Genomic DNA, 16,582 nt, shown 5'->3' on the forward strand with positions numbered 1-16,582 from the left:
GGCGTGGTCATGGTCGCGGTGAGCCGGCCTCCAGGAGCATGAGTTCGGTCTGCAGGTTGTGGCGGGCCTGCTGTTCGAAGCGTTCGCGGGCCGGTGGGGTGTGGAACAGGGCCGGCAGGGCGAGCAGGGAGCGCAGGATATCGGCGCGGGCGGTGGTGAAGTACTCGTCGGGGACGAACGCGTACTCCTCGCGGACCGCCGCGGTGTAGGCGGCGTACTTCTCCGGGTCGGCGGCCAGGATCGCCAGGTCGGCGTCGCAGAGGACCTGGCCGTTGCGGTCGCCGGGTCCGGGGTCGTGGGCGGCGGTCAGGCGGACGAGCCGGGCGACCTCGGCGATGGTGGCGGGGGGCAGGTCGGTGTCGGCCAGTACCCGTTCGGCCTTGACGGCGCTGCGTTCCTCGTTGTCGCCGCGTTCGGGGTCGTAGACGGCGTCGTGGAACCAGACGGCCAGGCGGACCGCGTCCGGGTCGTCGGCGTACGCGGCCAGCTCGTCCACCAGGTCCAGGACGGCGGTGAGGTGGTCGCGGGTGTGGTAGCGGCGGTGCGGTTCCCCGTAACGGGCGACCAGGTCGGCCCCGATGCCGCGGGTCTCCTCCCCGGCCAGCGCCACCCAGCGCTCGACAAGCTCCCTGGAATCCCGCTCGGACATGATCGACGGCCCCTTTCTCGTTGCGCCCCGGCGCGGTGACCCGCCCCGGTGACCGGACACAGATCTGATCGCGGTGGACGGGCGGCGGTGCGACGGCCAAGCAGGGATTACATCATCCGCACGCCCACGCCGGGCGCACCGCCCACCGGTAGGGCCGGCGGGCGGTGCGGGTCCCCGGCGGGCGCCCCCGAGCCGGGCGAGAAGGATCCACGGTCCGGGCGGCTCAGCCGGCCTCATCGCCGATGCGGGACACGTGGAGGTTTTGCCGCGCGGGCGGGGCGGCAGCCACTAGGGTAACGGTGAGTTAGGCAAGGCTTACCTCACTAGAAAGGCAGGGCCTTGGACGCCCGGCTCCCTCTCGTGCTCCTCGCCGGCAAGGCGACCGACTCGGTGACCCACGGCTTCCTGCCCGCCGCCGCCCGGCTCGGCCTGCGCGTCACCGTGCTCACCGACCGTCCCGGCGACCATCTGGGCCGGTACGCCGGCGTGGCGGTCACCGGCTGCGAGGTGACCGACTACCGGGCCGTCGTGGACGCGGTCTGCCGGCTCGGGGAACCGCCCGCCGCGATCTTCTCCAACAGCGACTTCCTGCAGGCACCGGCCGCGCTCGCCGCCGCCTACTTCGGGCTGCCGGGCAAAGACTGGCGCGCGGCCACCCGTACCAAGAACAAGGCGCTGTTGCGGTGGCATCTGGCGTCGATCGACCCGGTGTTCAGCGCACAGGTCACCGAGGACGGCGTGCCGGAGGGGCCGTACCCGCTGGTGCTCAAGCCCCGGGAGGGCGTGGCCAGCGAGGACGTGTTCCTGGTGGACGGCCCTGAGGAACTGGCCGCCCGCTACGCGGAGATCCGGGAGCGGCGGGCCGACCCGCTGGTGGCCGAGGAGTACCTGCCGGGGCGGCTGCACACCCTGGAGACCCTCGGTGACGGCGAGCGGCTGCACGTCCTCGGCTCGTTCCGGACGACGGTGTCGCCGCCGCGCTTCGTGGAGGAACGCCTGGACTGGGCGCCGCCCCCGCCGGAGAGCGGGCAGGTCCTGGCGCAACTGGCCGCGCTGGGGGTGGGGTTCGGGGCCTGCCACACCGAGTTCGTGGTGCACGCCGGCCGCGCCCGGATCATCGAGGTCAACTACCGGATCATCGGGGACCACGGCGACTTCCTGCTCGCCGACCTGCTGGGGGTTCCGGTGTTCGAGCAGGTGCTGCGCGTCCATCTGGGCGAGCCGCTGGGCCCGCCGCCACCGCCCGCCGCCGGTCACGCGGTGATCGACTCGGTCATCGCCGACCGGGCGGGGGTGCTGCGGGCCGCCCCGGAGTTCACGGAGCGGACGGACGGCGGCGTGCGCCTGACCTACCGTCCCGTCCGGCGAGCGGGCGACACCGTCACGCTGACCGGCACCAACCGCGACTACCTGGGCACCGTCCAGGCCATCGGCCCCGACGCGGCGACGGTCGACGCCGCACTCGCCCGCTTCCGGGCCGCCTGCACCTGGGAGATCGCGTGACCGGCCCCGCCCGACCCGCCGCCGACAGCAGCACGGCAGGCACGGCGGGCACGGCGGGCACGGCGGCGGATCGTGCCTCCGGCCCCCGCGTCGCCGACCTGCCGGACCACGATGCTCTGGCACGGCGCCCGCCCGCCTCGGCTCCCGGCACCGGCCCGGACGCGCGGGTCATCGAGTCCACACTGGCGGCTCGGATCCTGGACACCCTGGTACGAGAGGACTACGCCGGGCTGCGCCGTTTCGTGGCCGGTCACGAGCTCGGACTTCCCGGCGGCCCGGCCGTACGGCTGCTCAGAGCGCGTCCGGACGACCTGACCGGGCAGCACGGCGAACGCGTCCCCTGGCCACGACCGCCTCAGGAGCCGACCGCATGGCCGGCCGGGCCGCTACCGGGATTCTTGGCCGAGTGGTGTGTCGATCCCGCTGCCGGGCTGGGGTTGGCGGACGTGTTCGCGGTGGTGCGGCGGGTGGCCGATCCCCGGGACGATGTGGCGGCGTTCGAACGGGAGTGCCGGGAGTGCTTGGCCACGCTGCTGCTGCACGAGGCCGCCCGCCCGCAGGTGCTTGACCGGCTGCGAGGGGATCCGGCGACCGGCCCCGGCACGTTCTACGAGACGCTCGCCGCCTACACCGACCATCCCGTCTACCCGACCGGCCGTTGCCGTGTCGGCCTGGGCGAGGACGACCTGCGCCGGTACGCGCCGGAGTTCGGCCCGGTGTTCGCGATGCGCTGGACGGCGGTGCCACGTGAGCGGGTCACCCTGGCCGGCGAGCGTCCCGCCTGGTGGCCGCGTCCAGCCGATGTCGGGCTGCCCCAGAGCCTGGCCGGAACGCACGAGCTGCTGCCCGTGCATCCGCTCACCGGCGGTCATGAGGTGGCCCCGTTGCCCTATCTGGACGTCCGCCCCACGCTGTCGATGCGGACGGTGGCCGTGGACGGGCACACGCACCTGAAGGTCCCGCTGCCGACCAGCACGCTGGGGCTGCGCAACCGGCGCACGATCGTGCCCCGGACGCTGCACGACGGCGCGCTGGCCGAGCGGATCCTGCGGCAGGTGCTCGCCCGCGAGCCGCGTCTGCCGGCCCTGCTCGCCGACGAGCAGACCTACGGGCACGCGGGCGACCCACTGCTGGGCTACCTGGTGCGGCGTTTCCCGGAACGGACCGCGAACGCCCACGTGGTCCCGGTGGCGGCGCTGACGGCCGAGCATCCCGGCGGCGGGTCGGTCATCGAGCGCTGGGACGTGGCGAGTCTCTTCGGCGACTATCTGGCCGCGCTGTTCGCCGTCAACGTGACGCTGTTCCGGTACGGGATCGCGCTGGAGGCCCACCAGCAGAACGTGTCCCTCGTCCTCGGCGACGGCCCGCTCAGGCTGCTGGTCAAGGACAACGACGGGATGCTCGTCCACCGGCGATGGCTGGCCGCCGGGATCGGCCCGGGCTTCGACGCGTTCGAGGACCGGCGGATGGTCACCGGCGATCCGGAGGCGCTGGCGAAGGTCTTCGTCACCATCACCCTGCACCTGTGCGCCGGGGCGCTCGCCTTCGGGCTGGCCGAACGGGGGCTGCTGCCGCTGCGCACCGGCCTGGCGCTGGTCAGGGAACGGCTGGACGAGGCGCTCGGGTCGTCCCCGGCCGACCGCCTCCTGCGCTCGCGCACCCTCGACGCCGGTCGTCTGCCCGCCAAGGCGATGCTCACCGCCGGGACGCTCGTCGACAAGGCGCGCACCGGCGCCCGCGACATCAACAAGCACTACGGCCCGGACGGGCCCAACTACCTCGACTACTTCCGGGACTGACACGTGCTCTTGACCGGCCCCGCCGGCCGCGTCCTGTCCGCCGACGACGCGACGGCCACTGCCCTGCTCAACTGCCTCGTCCGGGAGGTCTGCGCTCCCGAGCACCAGGTGTGGACCGAGGGCACGCATCTGCTGATCCGGCTGCCCAGGGTCGGCGTGCTGCTGCGCGCCCGGCTGGCCCGCCCGCCGGTCGCGTTCACCTACCGGCTGGCCGCCCCCTACGAGGAGCGGCGGCCGGGCGGGGACGCGTGGATCGCGGTGGGCTGGCGCCGCCTCGCCGACCTGGTCGCCGGGGAGCTGGAGTTGGCCACCGGCCAGGCCAACCCCGAGTTCCTGGACCAGGTCACGGCCAGCCACACCGCCTTGAAAGCCCTGCTGGACGCCCGTACCGCCGGTGGCTTCACCGACCATCGACTCCCCTCCCCCTCCATGGCACGCAAGGACGAACGCTCCCCCGACCTGGAGCACCCACTAGCCACCGGCCACCGGCGTCTCTCCGCTGGGGCACAGCGGAGTACGGACGTCTACCTGGAGTCGGAGCAGTCGCTGGTGGCCGGGCATCGGTTCCACCCGTCCCCCAAGGCGCGGCAGGGGGCGCCCGCGGAGTGGCTGCCGTACGCGCCCGAGGCCGGGGCGCGCTTTCCGTTGCGCTGGCTGGCTGTACGGGACGACCTGATCGCCGAGGGCGGTGACGCGGCGGAGTTCGCCGCGCTGGAGTCGCTCGGCCCCACTCCCCCGCCCGGGTACCGGGTGCTGCCGGCCCATCCGTGGCAGCTTTCGCTGCTGGCCGGCCGGCCCGTCCTGCGCGGCGCGCTGGCGTCCGGCCTCGTCGCCGACCTGGGCGCGGCCGGTCCCGAGGCGGTGCCGACGTCCTCGGTGCGCACCGTCTACGTGCCCGGCGCCGACCTGTTCTGCAAGTTCAGCCTCGACATGCGCATCACCAACTGCGTCCGCAAGAACTCCTGGTACGAACTGGCCGGGGCGGTCGTCCTCGACCGGCTGCTGCGCCCGGTGTTCGCCGAGCTGGCCGGCCGGTTCGGCGGCTGCCGGCTGCTGCCCGAGCCTGCGTACCGCAGCGTCCATCTGGCCGACCGGCGGCTGCACGAAGGGCTGGGGGTGATCCTGCGCGCGGGCGTGGCGGACCTGCCCGGGACGCCGCTGCTGGCCGCCGCCCTGGCCGACCCCTACGGCACCGGCCCGGCCTCCGTCGCCGGGCTGCCGTGCATGACCTCCTCCGAGGGCGCGCTGACCTGGTGGGCCCGCTATGTCCGCCTGGTCGCCCCGCCCGTCCTGGACGCCTACCTCTCGTACGGGGTGGTGCTGGAGCCCCACCTGCAGAACGTGCTGGTCGCGGTGGACGGCGACGGGATGCCGGTGCAGGCCGTCTTCCGGGACCTGGAGGGCACCAAGCTGGTCGCCGGCCGCTGGGACGCCGGGCTCGCGGGGCTGCCCGTACGCGTCCGCGAGGCGCTGACCTACGACGCCGACCGGGGCTGGAACCGTGTCGTGTACTGCCTGCTGGTCAACCATCTGGCCGAGATCGCCGCCGCCGTCGCCGACCTGCACCCGGCGCTGGAGCACGACCTGTGGCGGGTTCTGCGCGAATGCGTGGCGGCGTACGCGCGCTCCCATGACGGCGGCGCGCGGTTGCGGGCGCTGCTGGCCGGGGTGCCGCTGCCCGCCAAGGCCAACCTGCGGGCACGCTGGGGGCGGGCGGCCGATCGTGCCGCCGCCTACGTGCCTGTTCCCAACCCGCTGCGCGAAGGTCCGGCATCACCCCACATGGCGCACTAGAAGCACATGGCGTACTAGAAGCCGGGTATGCCGCAAGTGCCCCCGGCAAGAGGAGACGACGCCATGCTGGACCGTGTACGCGCATGGGCGGGGACGGCGAGGGAGGCGGCGCGCGCCGTCCACGGCGCCGGAATGCTGACACCCGTCCGTCCCGACCTGGCGGTGCGGATGCCCCTGCGGTACCGGCGGTTCGGTCCCACTCCCGCCACGCTGGGCGCCATCGCCGCGCTGCGCTGGCCGGACCGCACCGCCCTGATCGACGAGCGCGGCGAGATCACGTACGCCGAGCTGGACCGGCAGGCCGCCGCGCTGGCCACGGCGCTGCACGAGCGGCGGCCCCCGGGCTCGGCGATCGGCGTCCTGTGCCGCAACCACCGGGGTTTCGTCCAGGCCCTGCTGGCGGCGTCCCGGCTCGGCGCCGACGTGGTGCTGCTGAACACCGACTTCTCCGCCCGCCAACTCGGTGACGTGCTGGACCGTGAGCACGTCGGCCTGCTGGTCCACGACGCGGAGTTCGACGAGGTGGTCGGCGGCTCCTCGTTCACCGGCGCCCGGGTGCTCGCCGACGGGATCGCCGGCCCGGTCAGCGCCGCCGCACCGCCGCCTCCCCACGGCCGCTGCCGGGTGATCGTGCTGACCTCGGGCACCACCGGCACCCCCAAGGGCGCGCGGACCGAGCCGTCGCTGCCGCTGCTGCTGCGCTCCTCGTTCAGCCATCTGATGCGGGTGCCGCTGCGTTCCGGCGAGCCGATCATCGTGGCGCCGCCGCTGTTCCACGTGCTGGGGCTGGGCTACCTGTCGCTGGCGATGAGCCTGGGCATGCCGGTCGTGCCGACCCGCCGCTTCGACCCCGACGAGGTGCTGGCCGCCGTCGAACGGCACCGGGTACAGGCGCTGGTGGCCGTTCCCATCATGCTGCAGCGGCTCACCGAGGCCGCCTCCCGCACCCGCCACGACACCGGCTCCCTGCGCGTGGTGGTCAGCGGCGGCTCCGCGCTCCTGCCGCGGGTCGCCGAGGCGTTCATGGACCGCTTCGGGGACGTGCTGGTGAACATCTACGGGGCGACCGAGACCATGTGGGCGGCCATCGCCACCCCGGCCGACCTGCGCGAGGCCCCCGGCACCGTGGGACGGCCCGTCGCCGGGCTGAAGGTCGCGATCCTCGATCCCGACGGCGCGGCGGCGCTGCCGCCGGGCCGGACCGGGGAGATCTACACCAGCGGCGGCGTCCACTTCACCGGCTACACCGGCGGCGGCGACCGGCCCCGCCGCGGTGGCCTGATCGGCACCGGCGACCTCGGCCATCTCGACGCCGCCGGCCGTCTGTTCGTGGACGGCCGCGCCGACGACATGATCGTCTCAGGTGGCGAGAACGTCTTCCCCGGCGAGGTGGAGGACGTGCTGACCGGCCATCCGGACGTCGCCGAGGCCGCGGTCACCGGGGTGGACGACCCCGAGTTCGGGCAGCGTCTGGCCGCCTACGTCGTGCCCGGCAAGGGCTCCGGCCTCACCGCCGACGACGTGCGGGACCACGTCAGGCGGAACCTCGCCCGCTACAAGGTGCCCCGCGACGTCCACCTCGTCGCCGAACTGCCCCGCACCATCACCGGCAAGGTCCGCAAACGGGACCTGGCGCACCGGGACGTCTGAGGCGGCGCCCGCCTCAGACCGCTCCGGCCTGCTTGGCGGCCAGGCAGATGCGGGCCAGGTCGTTCAGCGCGTCCACGCGTCGCTCGTCCAGCGGGCGGTCATCGGCCGGGTCGGCGGCCGCGAGCGTGTCCACCACCAGCGAGAACACCGGCCACTCGGCCGGGCCGATGGCGCCCCGGAAGTCCACGCCGCCCTCGGCCACCTCGTCGAGGTCGAGGTTGCGGGCGAACGAGGCCAGCGCGGCCTGGGCCGCGACCACACCGATCCGCATCGCCAGCGCCGCGGGCTCACGCTCCACAGGGAGGGCGCTCCTGGCTGAACTCATGTTCGAGAGCATAGGGCGCTCCCGCGAACGACGTCGAACAGTCGATCGAAATCCCGGATCGTGTCGCCACCCACCCGGCCTCAGTTCAGTCGGCCGGCGTTACCCGGGCATCTCGACGACAGGCGCTACGGGGCGGTCGCGCCGAGGTAGGCGGTCGCCAGCGTGACGCACAGCTCGTCCTCGGCCAGCACCGGCCGCAGCCCCGTGGCGGGCCCACCGTCCAGTTCGGCCTTCAGCCGCGCCCGGATCTCCCCGGCCGCCTCGGCGGGCGTACCCACCTCCGCCAGCCAGGCGTCCACCGGCCGCACCACGTCGAACAGGTCGCGGCGCCGCACGTCGGCCCCGGCCTCGCCGATCAGCTCGGCGATCCGCTCGGCGGTGAGCAGCTCACGGTGCGCCGGGTCGCGCAACTTCGCCGGCTCGTCGGGGTCACCGTCCACCCCTTCGGGTCGTACCACGTCCGCCACGACCAGGCCGGCGCCGGGACGGCTGACGCGCACCAGCTCCCGCAGCACCGCCGCGGGGTCCTCCACTCGGTGCAGCGCGGACCGGGTGAGCAGCAGCGTGAACGACCGGTCCGCGTACGGCAGGTCGGTGGCGTCGCCGCGCGCGAAGGTGACGTTCATGAGGGCGTCCTGGTCGGCCTCGCGCTTGCCCTCCCTGATCGCCTCCGGCGACCGGTCGAGCGCGGTGACGTGGCGTACCCGCCGCGCGATCGCCCGGGATACCCGCCCGGTGCCGGAGCACACCTCCAGCACCACGTCCTCCAGATCGAGCTCTGGTTCGATGAACTCGACCAGCCTCGCCAGCTCCGCACCGAAGGCCGTGATCAGCCTCTGGTCCCCGCCCCGACCCGGCCGCCCGCCGATCCCCTGGGTGATCTTGCCCTCGCGCGTCACCGTCACACCGACCTCCTCGCTCGATGCCGGGATCATCTCCCGGAACTTCACCTCCTGGCCATAGGGGGTCTCTCACATCGGCGCCAGAAGGCAGCGCGGTCCGCTCGACCGTCTCTTCCCCAAAGGGGGCATACACGAACTCGTCCGCCCCGATCGCCCAGGCTTTTCGGCCCTGATCCGGGAATCGAATCGGCCTCGCCCGGCCGACGACCCCACCGGCCGCGCCGCACCGCCGGCGGGCCCGTCATCCGCGGTTCGGAGGGGCGGCTCGACGTGAGCCGCCCCTCCGAACCGTCACGGCCTTGGCCGGATCCGGACACTCCACTGATCGGGCCGGGCGGCTTCTCAGGCGTCACGCGTGTCGTTAATCTGGCGGAACGGAACGGGATCTTCATATTTTTCCCGTTCCGCGCCGAGCAAACGGAGGATTTGTGAAGCCTCGCACGCTGGTCACTCGTTTCGCCGCCGCCACGACCGTGGTAATGGCCTTCGGCCTGGCCTCCGCGCCCGCCGCCGTCGCGCAGGACGGCGCGCCCGGGATGAGGGTCAAGGAACACGGCACCCGAGTCAAGGTGACCGGGCCCGGCTTCGTGGTGAAACTCTCCAAGCACGGGCTCGACGTGCGCATCAACGAGGACAGGTTCGGCGACCCGGACTCCGGTTATCCGATCCAGCGGCAGACGCTCGACCTCACCGGGCGCCCGGCCCGGCCCTTCGAATGCGAGAACGGCACGTACACGGTCAAGACGGGGACCTTCGAGCGCACCTTCCGGTTCTCCAGCACCGATCCGCGGCCGCTTCCCTACCCGCCCGAGTTCGCCGCCGGCTTCCCCGGCATCCTCACCCCGTTCGTCGGGGTGATCAAGGGGACCGTGACCAACGCGGAGGGCGAGACCCTGAACTTCCTCATCTCGGACCTGGCGCAGGAGGTCCTGACCGAGGACGGCTTCTCCGCCACCGCCCCCATCCACGGCCTGTTCATCGACGGGCGGGGACGGATCAGGGACCACATCTCGCTCGTCGGCCGCTTCAACTCCGGCCCGAACGGCGAGAACGCCACCTACCGGATCGAAGACCGCGGCACCTGCCGGCAGACCGCCGACCTCCCCTACGGCCCGGACAGCAAGGGAGTGCTGGTGACGGGCCCCATCTTCGTCTTCCCGTTCAAAGCCCCCGTGACGACCCCCCGCCACTGAAACCCGCACCAACCGGGTCTGTCAGAACTGAGCGCTCCGCCTCCGGGCGGCCGGGGCCGGTCTCAGTCGACGGAGCGGACGGTTTCCAGGAGGGCGGTCAGGCCGGTGGCGTCGAGGAGGTCGGCGGGCCGGATGGTGCGGTCGGCGCTGACGTAGTGGAAGGCTGCGCTGACCTTGTCCAGGGGGACGTTCATCAGGTCGGACCAGGCCAGGCGGTAGGCGGCCAGTTGGACGGCGGCGTGCTCGAACTCCTCGTCGGAGGGGAGCCGGCCCGTCTTCCAGTCGACGATTTCGTAGCCGCCGTCGGCGGCACGGAAGACGGCGTCCATGCGGCCCCGGACGACGCGGTCGCCGAGGATGGTCTCGAAGGTCACCTCGATGTCGATGGGGGTGCGGGCGGCCCATTCGGACTCCTCGAAGCGCCGCTGGAGCTGGGCGAGCATCGAGTCGTCGGCGGCGTCCTCGTCGGCGGCGCCGGGCAGCTCGTCGAAGCCCAGCAGGCGCTGCTGGCCCCAGCGGGACTCCAGCCAGCGGTGGAAGGCAGTGCCGCGCCGGGCGTAGGGGGCGGGCGGGCGCGGCATGGGGCGGCGGATCGAGCGGGCCAGGGCCTCGGGGTCGCGGGACAGCGAGACCAGGGTGGAGACGGTGAGCTGGGCGGGCAGTTCGACCAGCAGGCCGTCCCCGCCGCGGCCCCGGTCGCGTTCGGCCAGCAGGAGTTCGACGTCACGGGCCCAGGCGGTCATGCGGCTCCGGTCGGCGTCGGTGAGGCCGGCGTCGCCCGCCCAGGGCGTGGGGCGGCCGATCATGGCGTCCTGGACCATGGCGGCGCCCTCGACGACGGCCTCGTGGCGCCGTCCTTCGGCGGTGGTGGGCCACACGGCCTCGGCGGAGTCGGCCAGCAGGGGGTTGGCGGCGTCCGGTTCCGGGGGGTCGGTCCACACGACGACCGAGCCCGCGCCTGACATGCAGACCTCGCGGATCTCCTCCAGGAACGGAGACGGGCCCAGCGGGCGGCTGGAGCTCCCCCACCAGTAGCCGGTAGCGATCAGCAGATGGGAGGCCCGGGTGACGGCGACGTAGGCCAGGCGGCGCTCTTCGAGGAAGTCGCGTTCGGCGCAGGCCTCGTTGAACTCGGCGAGGTCCTCCTTGGTCAGGCCGCGCAATGTGGGCAGGTCGCGGTGGTCCCCGCGCAGCCGGAAGGGCAGCAGCCGGGGGTTGGCGGTCCAGCGGGTGGGACTGCGGGGCGGGGACGGGAAGATCGAGCCCTTGGCGGGGCCGCCGCCCTTGGTCGGGGTGAAGGAGAGGCCGGGGACGATCACCACCGGCCACTCCAGGCCCTTGGCGGCGTGCACGGTGAGCAGCTTGACGCTGTCCCCCTCGCCGACCCTGCCCGCCTGCAGGCCGAACTCCTCGGTCTCGGCGGCCTTGAGGTAGGCCAGGAACGCGCCCAGGGTGGGGTCCTCGGCGGTCTCCACGAAGGAGGAGGCGGCGTCGATGAAGGCGTCCAGGTCGGCACGAGCGGCGACCGGGTCGAGCCCGGAGCGGGCGGCCACCTCGATGTCCAGGCCCAGCGTCCGTTCCACCTCGGTGACCAGGTCGGGCAGCGACAGGCCGACCTGGGAGCGCAGCGAGCGCAGCTCGGCGGCCAAGCGGCGCAGCCGAGACAGCCCCTCCGGGGAGTACGCGTCGGGGGCGCCGAGGTCGTCGAGGGCGTCGACGAGGCTGCCGGTCTCCTGGTTGAGCTCGGTGACGACCTGGCGGAGCGGGTCGTCGGCATCGGAGGAGGCGGACCGGTCGGACGCGGGTGCGGGGTCGGGCTCGGCGGCGCCCTCCGGCGGGGTGACGTCGCGGGACGCCTCGCGGGCCAGTTCGCGGGCGCGGCGGCCGAGCGCGACGAGGTCGTGCGGGCCGATCCGCCAGCGCGGGCCGGTCAGCAGCCGCGCCAGGGAGGCCCCGGCGGTGGGGTCGTGCATGACGCGCAGGGTGGCCACCACGTCCTGCACCTCGGGAACGGTGAGCAGCCCGCCCAGGCCGACCACCTCGACGGGGATGCCCAGCGCCTCCAGTTCCCTGCGGATCGGGGGAAGCTGCGCGCGTTTGCGGGCCAGGACGGCGATGTCGGAGTACTTCAGCGGCCCCTCGTCCCAGGGCCTGCCGTCGGGGGCGGTCTCGGGGTCGGCCGCCAGCAGGAGGCGGACCCGGGCGGCGATGCGTTCGGCCTCCTCCTCAACGGTGCCGAACAGGGCGCACTCGACCCGTCCGCGTTCGCGGCGGCTCTCCCCCGAGTACAGCCGGGGAACAACCTTGGCGTCGGCGCGCAGGTCCTGCTGGACGCGGGCGGCGGCGTCCAGGATGCGTTCGCCGTTGCGCCAGCTCACCGACAGTTGGGCGATGGGCGCGGGCGGCGGGGGGCGGTCGGCAATCGGGGCGTGCAGGGGGAAATCGTGGGCGAAGCGGAGCAGGTTGCCCGCGCTGGCGCCGCGCCAGCCGTAGATGGACTGGCACGGGTCGCCCACCGCCGTGACCGGGTGGCCGCCGCCGAACAGGGACTTGAGCAGGACGAGCTGGGCGTGGCTGGTGTCCTGGTACTCGTCCAGCAGGACGACCGAGTAGCGGGAACGCTCGATCATCCCGACCTCGGGGTGCCGGTAGGCGATGCGGGCGGCCAGCGCCATCTGGTCGCCGTGGTCGACGACCTCCCGCTCGGCCTTGGCCCGCCCGTACGCCTCGACCAGTGGCAGCAGTTGCTCACGGACGGCGTGCCTGGCGAGGATGTCCCGCTGCTCCTTGAGCGGCTTGGGCAGGGCGGCGAACCGCTCCTCCAGCCACCGGCCGACCTCGCGGACGTGCTCGGGGGTGCGCAGGTGCTCCGCCAGGTCGCCGGCCAGGTCCAGCACCGCCCGCACCACCGTGTCCGGCTGCCAGTCGACGCTGTCCATCGGGCCGTCGTAGGCGTCCACCACCCGGGAGGCCAGCTGCCAGGCGACGGCGGGGCCGATCAGCCGCATGGTGGGTTCCAGGGCCTCGCGCAGGGCGTGGTCGCCGAACAGCCGGGCGGCGTAGGAGTGGTAGGTCGACACGACCGGCTCACCGTCGAACAGCGCCTCACCGCCGAGGCGTTCCAGCTCGTCGGCCGGCAGCCGCTCGCGGAGCTGGTCGAGCCGGCGGCGCACGCGGGCGGCCAGCTCGGCGGCGGCCTTGCGGGTGAAGGTCAGGCCGAGGACGCGCTCGGGCCGGACGAACCCGTTGGCGACCAGCCACACCACCCGGGCCGCCATCGTCTCGCTCTTGCCGGAGCCGGCCCCGGCCACCACCGCCATCGGGGCCAGCGGCGCCGCGATCACCCGGGCCTGCTCGGCGGTCGGTTCCGGGATCTCCAGCAGCCGGGCCAGCTCGGCGGGAGTGATCAAGAGCCCACCTGCCCGCCCTCGTCGTGCACCGGGCAGCAGGACTTGACCGGGCAGGTGCGGCACTTGTCGTTGACGCGGGCCTGGAACACCTCGCTGCCCATGCCGGTGGCGACCAGCTCGATCAGCCGCTTGGGCCACTCGGGGTCGGGGTCCTCGACGGGCGGCGGCTGCTCCTGCTCCCGGGCCCTGGACGTCAGCGCGCCCTTGCCGACCTGCACCAGCTTGGCGCCGCCCGGCTCGATCAGCCCGTGCCGCTCGAAGGCGCCCAGCATCACCGCGTACTGGTAGACGCCCAGCTGCGGATGGCGGGCCAGCTCGTCCTTGGGAACGGGGCTGCCGGAGGTCTTGATGTCGACGATCACCGCGCGGCCGTGCTCGTCGCGCTCGGCCCGGTCGATGCGGCCCTTGATGACGACCCGGCCGAGGTCGACCTGGAAGCCCTCCTCCAGCGCGACGATCTCGTTGGGGTTGTCGCGGTGCCAGGCCAGGAACCTGTCGACCATCCGGGCGGCCTGCTCGCGCTGTTTGCCGGAGTACCAGGTGCTGCGAAAGTCCAGGTCGTGCCAGATCTGGTCCAGCCGCCGGGCGACGTCGGCGTCGGTGAGCGCCTCGTCGGTGCCGGCCATCTCGGCCACGGCGTGGATGACCTTGCCCATGGTGCTGAACTCGTCGGGCCCGCCCTCCCGGGCGCCGACCGCCGAGGTCAGCAGCCAGCGCAGCCCGCAGGTGGTGAACGTCTCGACCTGCGACGGCGAGATGGTGATCTTCTCGTCCTCGGTGAACGCCGGGCGCGGGTCGGACATCGCGGTGATGGCGTACCAGTTGTCGGGGCGGGCGCCGCGCACCCCGGCGCGGGCCAGCCGGGCCAGGTGGCCGGCGGCGGCGCGGCGCAGCGGCTCGGGGCGGGACGGGTCGGTGACGACCGAGCGCAGGTCGGCGACCAGGGCCGACAGCGACAGCCAGCGGGTCTTCTCGTCCAGCTCGGACTGCTCGAACGCGCCGGGCGCCAGCTCGTTGAGGAAGCGGGAGGGGCGTTCCTCGGTGTCGTCGCCGCCGACGGCGGTGACCACCAGCCGTCGGCGGGCGCGGGTGACGGCGACGTAGAACAGCCGCCGCTCCTCGTCCAGCAGCTTGGCCGCCACCGAGGCGCCCGCGGCGGCCCTGCCCATGACACCGCCCGGACCCACCTCGTCGAGGTCGTTGCCCGCGTGGTGCTCGACCAGCTCCTCCACGCCCAGCAGGGAGCCGCGCATCCGCAGGTCGGGCCATAGCCCCTCCTGGACCCCGGCGACGATCACGACGTCCCACTCCAGGCCCTTGGCGCGGTGGGCGGTCAGGATCCGTACCGCCTCGCCCTCGGGAGCCTGCTCGGCGAGGGTGTCCCCGGCGATCTCCTGCCCGGCGATGTCGTCGACGAACAGCTCGGGCCCGGCCTGCGGCATCCGGTCCACGAAGCGGGCGGCCTGCTCGAACAGCACGACCACGGCGTCCAGGTCACGGTCGGCGGCGGCGCCCCGGGTGCCGCCCTTGGCGCTCTGCTCCAGCAGGACGTCGGCCAGGCCGCTGGCCTGCCAGACCGCCCACAGCACCTCCTCGGCGGTGCCGCCCTGGCGGGCCGTCTCGATCAGGCGGGCGACGCGTTCGGCCGGGGCCCGCACCTTCTCGTGGACGAGCAGCAGCTCACGGGGGTCCTGCAGGGCCGCCACCAGCAGCTCGCCGAGCGGGCGGTCACCGCCCGACAGCGTCTCCACATCGCGCAGCGCCCGCTTGAGCCGCCGCATGGCCAGCGCGTCGGCGCCGCCGAGCGGGCCGGTCAGCAGTTCCTCGGCGACCTCGTCGGTCAGGTACCCCTTCTTCAGCGCGGCGCGCAGCAGGATCAGGAAGGGCCGCACGGCGGGCTCGCCCATCAGCGGCACCTCGTCCCCGGCCACCACCACCGGCACCCCGGCTTGGGCGAGGGCGCGGCGCAGCACCGGGACTTGGCGGACGGCGCTGCGCACCAGCACCGCCATCCGCGACCACGGCACCCCGTCCAGCAGATGGGCGCGGCGCAGCTCGTCGGCGACCAGCGCGGACTCCTGGCTGGCGCTGTCGGCGATGACGACGTGCACCTCGCCGTCCTCGGCCCCCTCCTGGGAACGCAGCGCCCGGTGCTCGGCGGCCAGCGGCCCGGCAGGCAGCCTGCGGGCCACGCGACGGGACGCCTCCAGGATCACCGGGCCCATCCGGCGGCACTCGCGCAGCGCCACGACCGTCGCCGGGTCTCCCTCGACCGTTGGGAAGCGCTGCGGGAAGTCCAGGATGCCGCGCACGTCGGCGCCCCGGAAACCGTAGATGGACTGGTCGGGGTCGCCTACCACGACCAGGTCGCGGCCCTCCCCCGCCAGCTCCCGCAGCAGGTCCTCCTGAGCGGGGTCGGTGTCCTGGTACTCGTCGACGAACACCGCGTCGTAGGCCGCGCGCTCGCGGATGCGCACCTCGTCCTCGGCCAGCAGCAGCGCCGCTTCCCGGATCAGGTCGGTGTAGTCGTAGGTCAGCACGGGGTCGACCGCGAACCGCTGTGCGTAGCGGTCCATGAACCGGCCGATGGCGGGCCAGTCGTCGCGGCCCCGGGTGCGGCCGAGGTCCACCAGTTCCTGCGGCCCGTAGCCGCGTTCGGCGGCGCGCAGCATGAAGTCCCGCAGCTCCTCGGCGAACCCCCGGGTGGTGAGCGTCTCGTGGAGCCGGTGCGGCCAGTCCCGCGCGCCGTCGGCCACCTCGCCCTCCAGCAGCCGCCGGATCTCCAGCAGTTGCTCCGGGCTGGACAGCAGGCGCGGCGGCTCCTCCCCGTTCGCGACGGCGTCGCGGCGCAGCAGCGCGTACGCGTAGCCGTGGAAGGTCAGTGCCAGCGGGGAGCGGGTGGTGCGCCGCAGCCGGCCGGTGATGCGGTGCCGCAGCTCCTCGGCGGCCTTGCGGCTGAAGGTCAGGACCAGCACCCGTTCGGGGGCGACGCCGCGGCGCTCGATGCGGTCGACCACCGCCTCGACGATGGTGGTCGTCTTGCCCGTGCCCGGACCGGCCAGCACCAGCATCGGCCCGTGCGCATGCTCCACGACCCGCCGCTGCTGCTCGTCGAGCGCGGGCGGGGCCGTCCGGACGTGGCCGGAGCGGCGAACGAGACGGTAGGACGCTGATGGCACGACAGATGATTCCAGCAGATCATCGGGGCTTGCCTGACCAGAACGCCCATATGTCGCAAATGTGACGCAAAAGGACTCATGGGGTGGCCGGGATCTACGGGCCTGGAGATCCTACCGGGACACCAGGACATCGCCCCATCCACGAAGCCGTACGACCCGTCCTCCTGCGGGTGGCCGC

At 73.6% G+C, this 16,582-nt stretch carries 10 protein-coding genes; 5 read left to right on the forward strand and 5 right to left on the reverse strand.

Annotation, left to right across the window (positions count from 1 at the left end; all coding sequences use genetic code 11):
- Positions 1–7: 7 nt before the first annotated feature.
- Positions 8–649, reverse strand: coding sequence for an HD domain-containing protein (locus tag C4U03_RS05435; RefSeq protein WP_103936536.1), 642 nt, complete (start codon positions 647–649; stop codon positions 8–10).
- 339 nt (positions 650–988) lie between these two features.
- Here C4U03_RS05435 and C4U03_RS05440 point away from each other — a divergent pair, with 339 nt between their 5' ends.
- The 4 genes from C4U03_RS05440 (at position 989) to C4U03_RS05455 (ending at position 7,395) form a co-directional block, all read left to right on the forward strand.
- Positions 989–2,152 carry an ATP-grasp domain-containing protein gene (locus C4U03_RS05440; RefSeq protein WP_103936537.1) on the forward strand — a complete coding sequence of 388 codons (1,164 nt, stop codon included), beginning with the start codon at positions 989–991 and terminating at the stop codon, positions 2,150–2,152.
- Positions 2,149–3,951, forward strand: coding sequence for an IucA/IucC family protein (locus C4U03_RS05445; RefSeq protein ID WP_235017657.1), 1,803 nt, complete (start codon positions 2,149–2,151; stop codon positions 3,949–3,951). The genes C4U03_RS05440 and C4U03_RS05445 overlap by 4 nt, the downstream gene beginning before the upstream one ends.
- A gap of 3 nt (positions 3,952–3,954) precedes the next feature.
- Entirely contained in the window at positions 3,955–5,745 is a 1,791-nt protein-coding gene (locus C4U03_RS05450; RefSeq protein ID WP_103936538.1) for an IucA/IucC family protein, read from the forward strand.
- A gap of 63 nt (positions 5,746–5,808) precedes the next feature.
- Positions 5,809–7,395 carry an AMP-binding protein gene (locus tag C4U03_RS05455; protein ID WP_103936539.1) on the forward strand — a complete coding sequence of 529 codons (1,587 nt, stop codon included), beginning with the start codon at positions 5,809–5,811 and terminating at the stop codon, positions 7,393–7,395.
- A 13-nt stretch (positions 7,396–7,408) separates the two neighbouring features.
- On the opposite strand, the gene C4U03_RS05460 is transcribed toward C4U03_RS05455, so the two are convergent.
- Entirely contained in the window at positions 7,409–7,720 is a 312-nt protein-coding gene (locus C4U03_RS05460; protein ID WP_103936941.1) for a hypothetical protein, read from the reverse strand.
- Between the two features lie 125 nt (positions 7,721–7,845).
- Positions 7,846–8,625 carry a class I SAM-dependent methyltransferase gene (locus C4U03_RS05465; RefSeq protein WP_103936942.1) on the reverse strand — a complete coding sequence of 260 codons (780 nt, stop codon included), beginning with the start codon at positions 8,623–8,625 and terminating at the stop codon, positions 7,846–7,848.
- 425 nt (positions 8,626–9,050) lie between these two features.
- Between C4U03_RS05465 and C4U03_RS05470 the strand changes: the two genes are divergently transcribed.
- Complete coding sequence (locus C4U03_RS05470) at positions 9,051–9,815, forward strand: hypothetical protein (RefSeq protein WP_146087261.1); 765 nt, start codon at positions 9,051–9,053, stop codon at positions 9,813–9,815.
- 62 nt (positions 9,816–9,877) lie between these two features.
- On the opposite strand, the gene C4U03_RS05475 is transcribed toward C4U03_RS05470, so the two are convergent.
- Both C4U03_RS05475 and C4U03_RS05480 read right to left on the reverse strand, forming a co-directional pair.
- Positions 9,878–13,225 carry an ATP-dependent DNA helicase gene (locus C4U03_RS05475; protein WP_103936541.1) on the reverse strand — a complete coding sequence of 1,116 codons (3,348 nt, stop codon included), beginning with the start codon at positions 13,223–13,225 and terminating at the stop codon, positions 9,878–9,880.
- On the reverse strand, positions 13,222–16,404 hold the full coding sequence (locus C4U03_RS05480) for an ATP-dependent helicase (protein WP_103936542.1): 3,183 nt from the start codon (positions 16,402–16,404) through the stop codon (positions 13,222–13,224). The genes C4U03_RS05475 and C4U03_RS05480 overlap by 4 nt, the downstream gene beginning before the upstream one ends.
- Positions 16,405–16,582: the final 178 nt, after the last annotated feature.

It is taken from the genome of Thermomonospora echinospora, assembly GCF_900108175.1.
Taxonomy (GTDB): domain Bacteria; phylum Actinomycetota; class Actinomycetes; order Streptosporangiales; family Streptosporangiaceae; genus Thermomonospora; species Thermomonospora echinospora.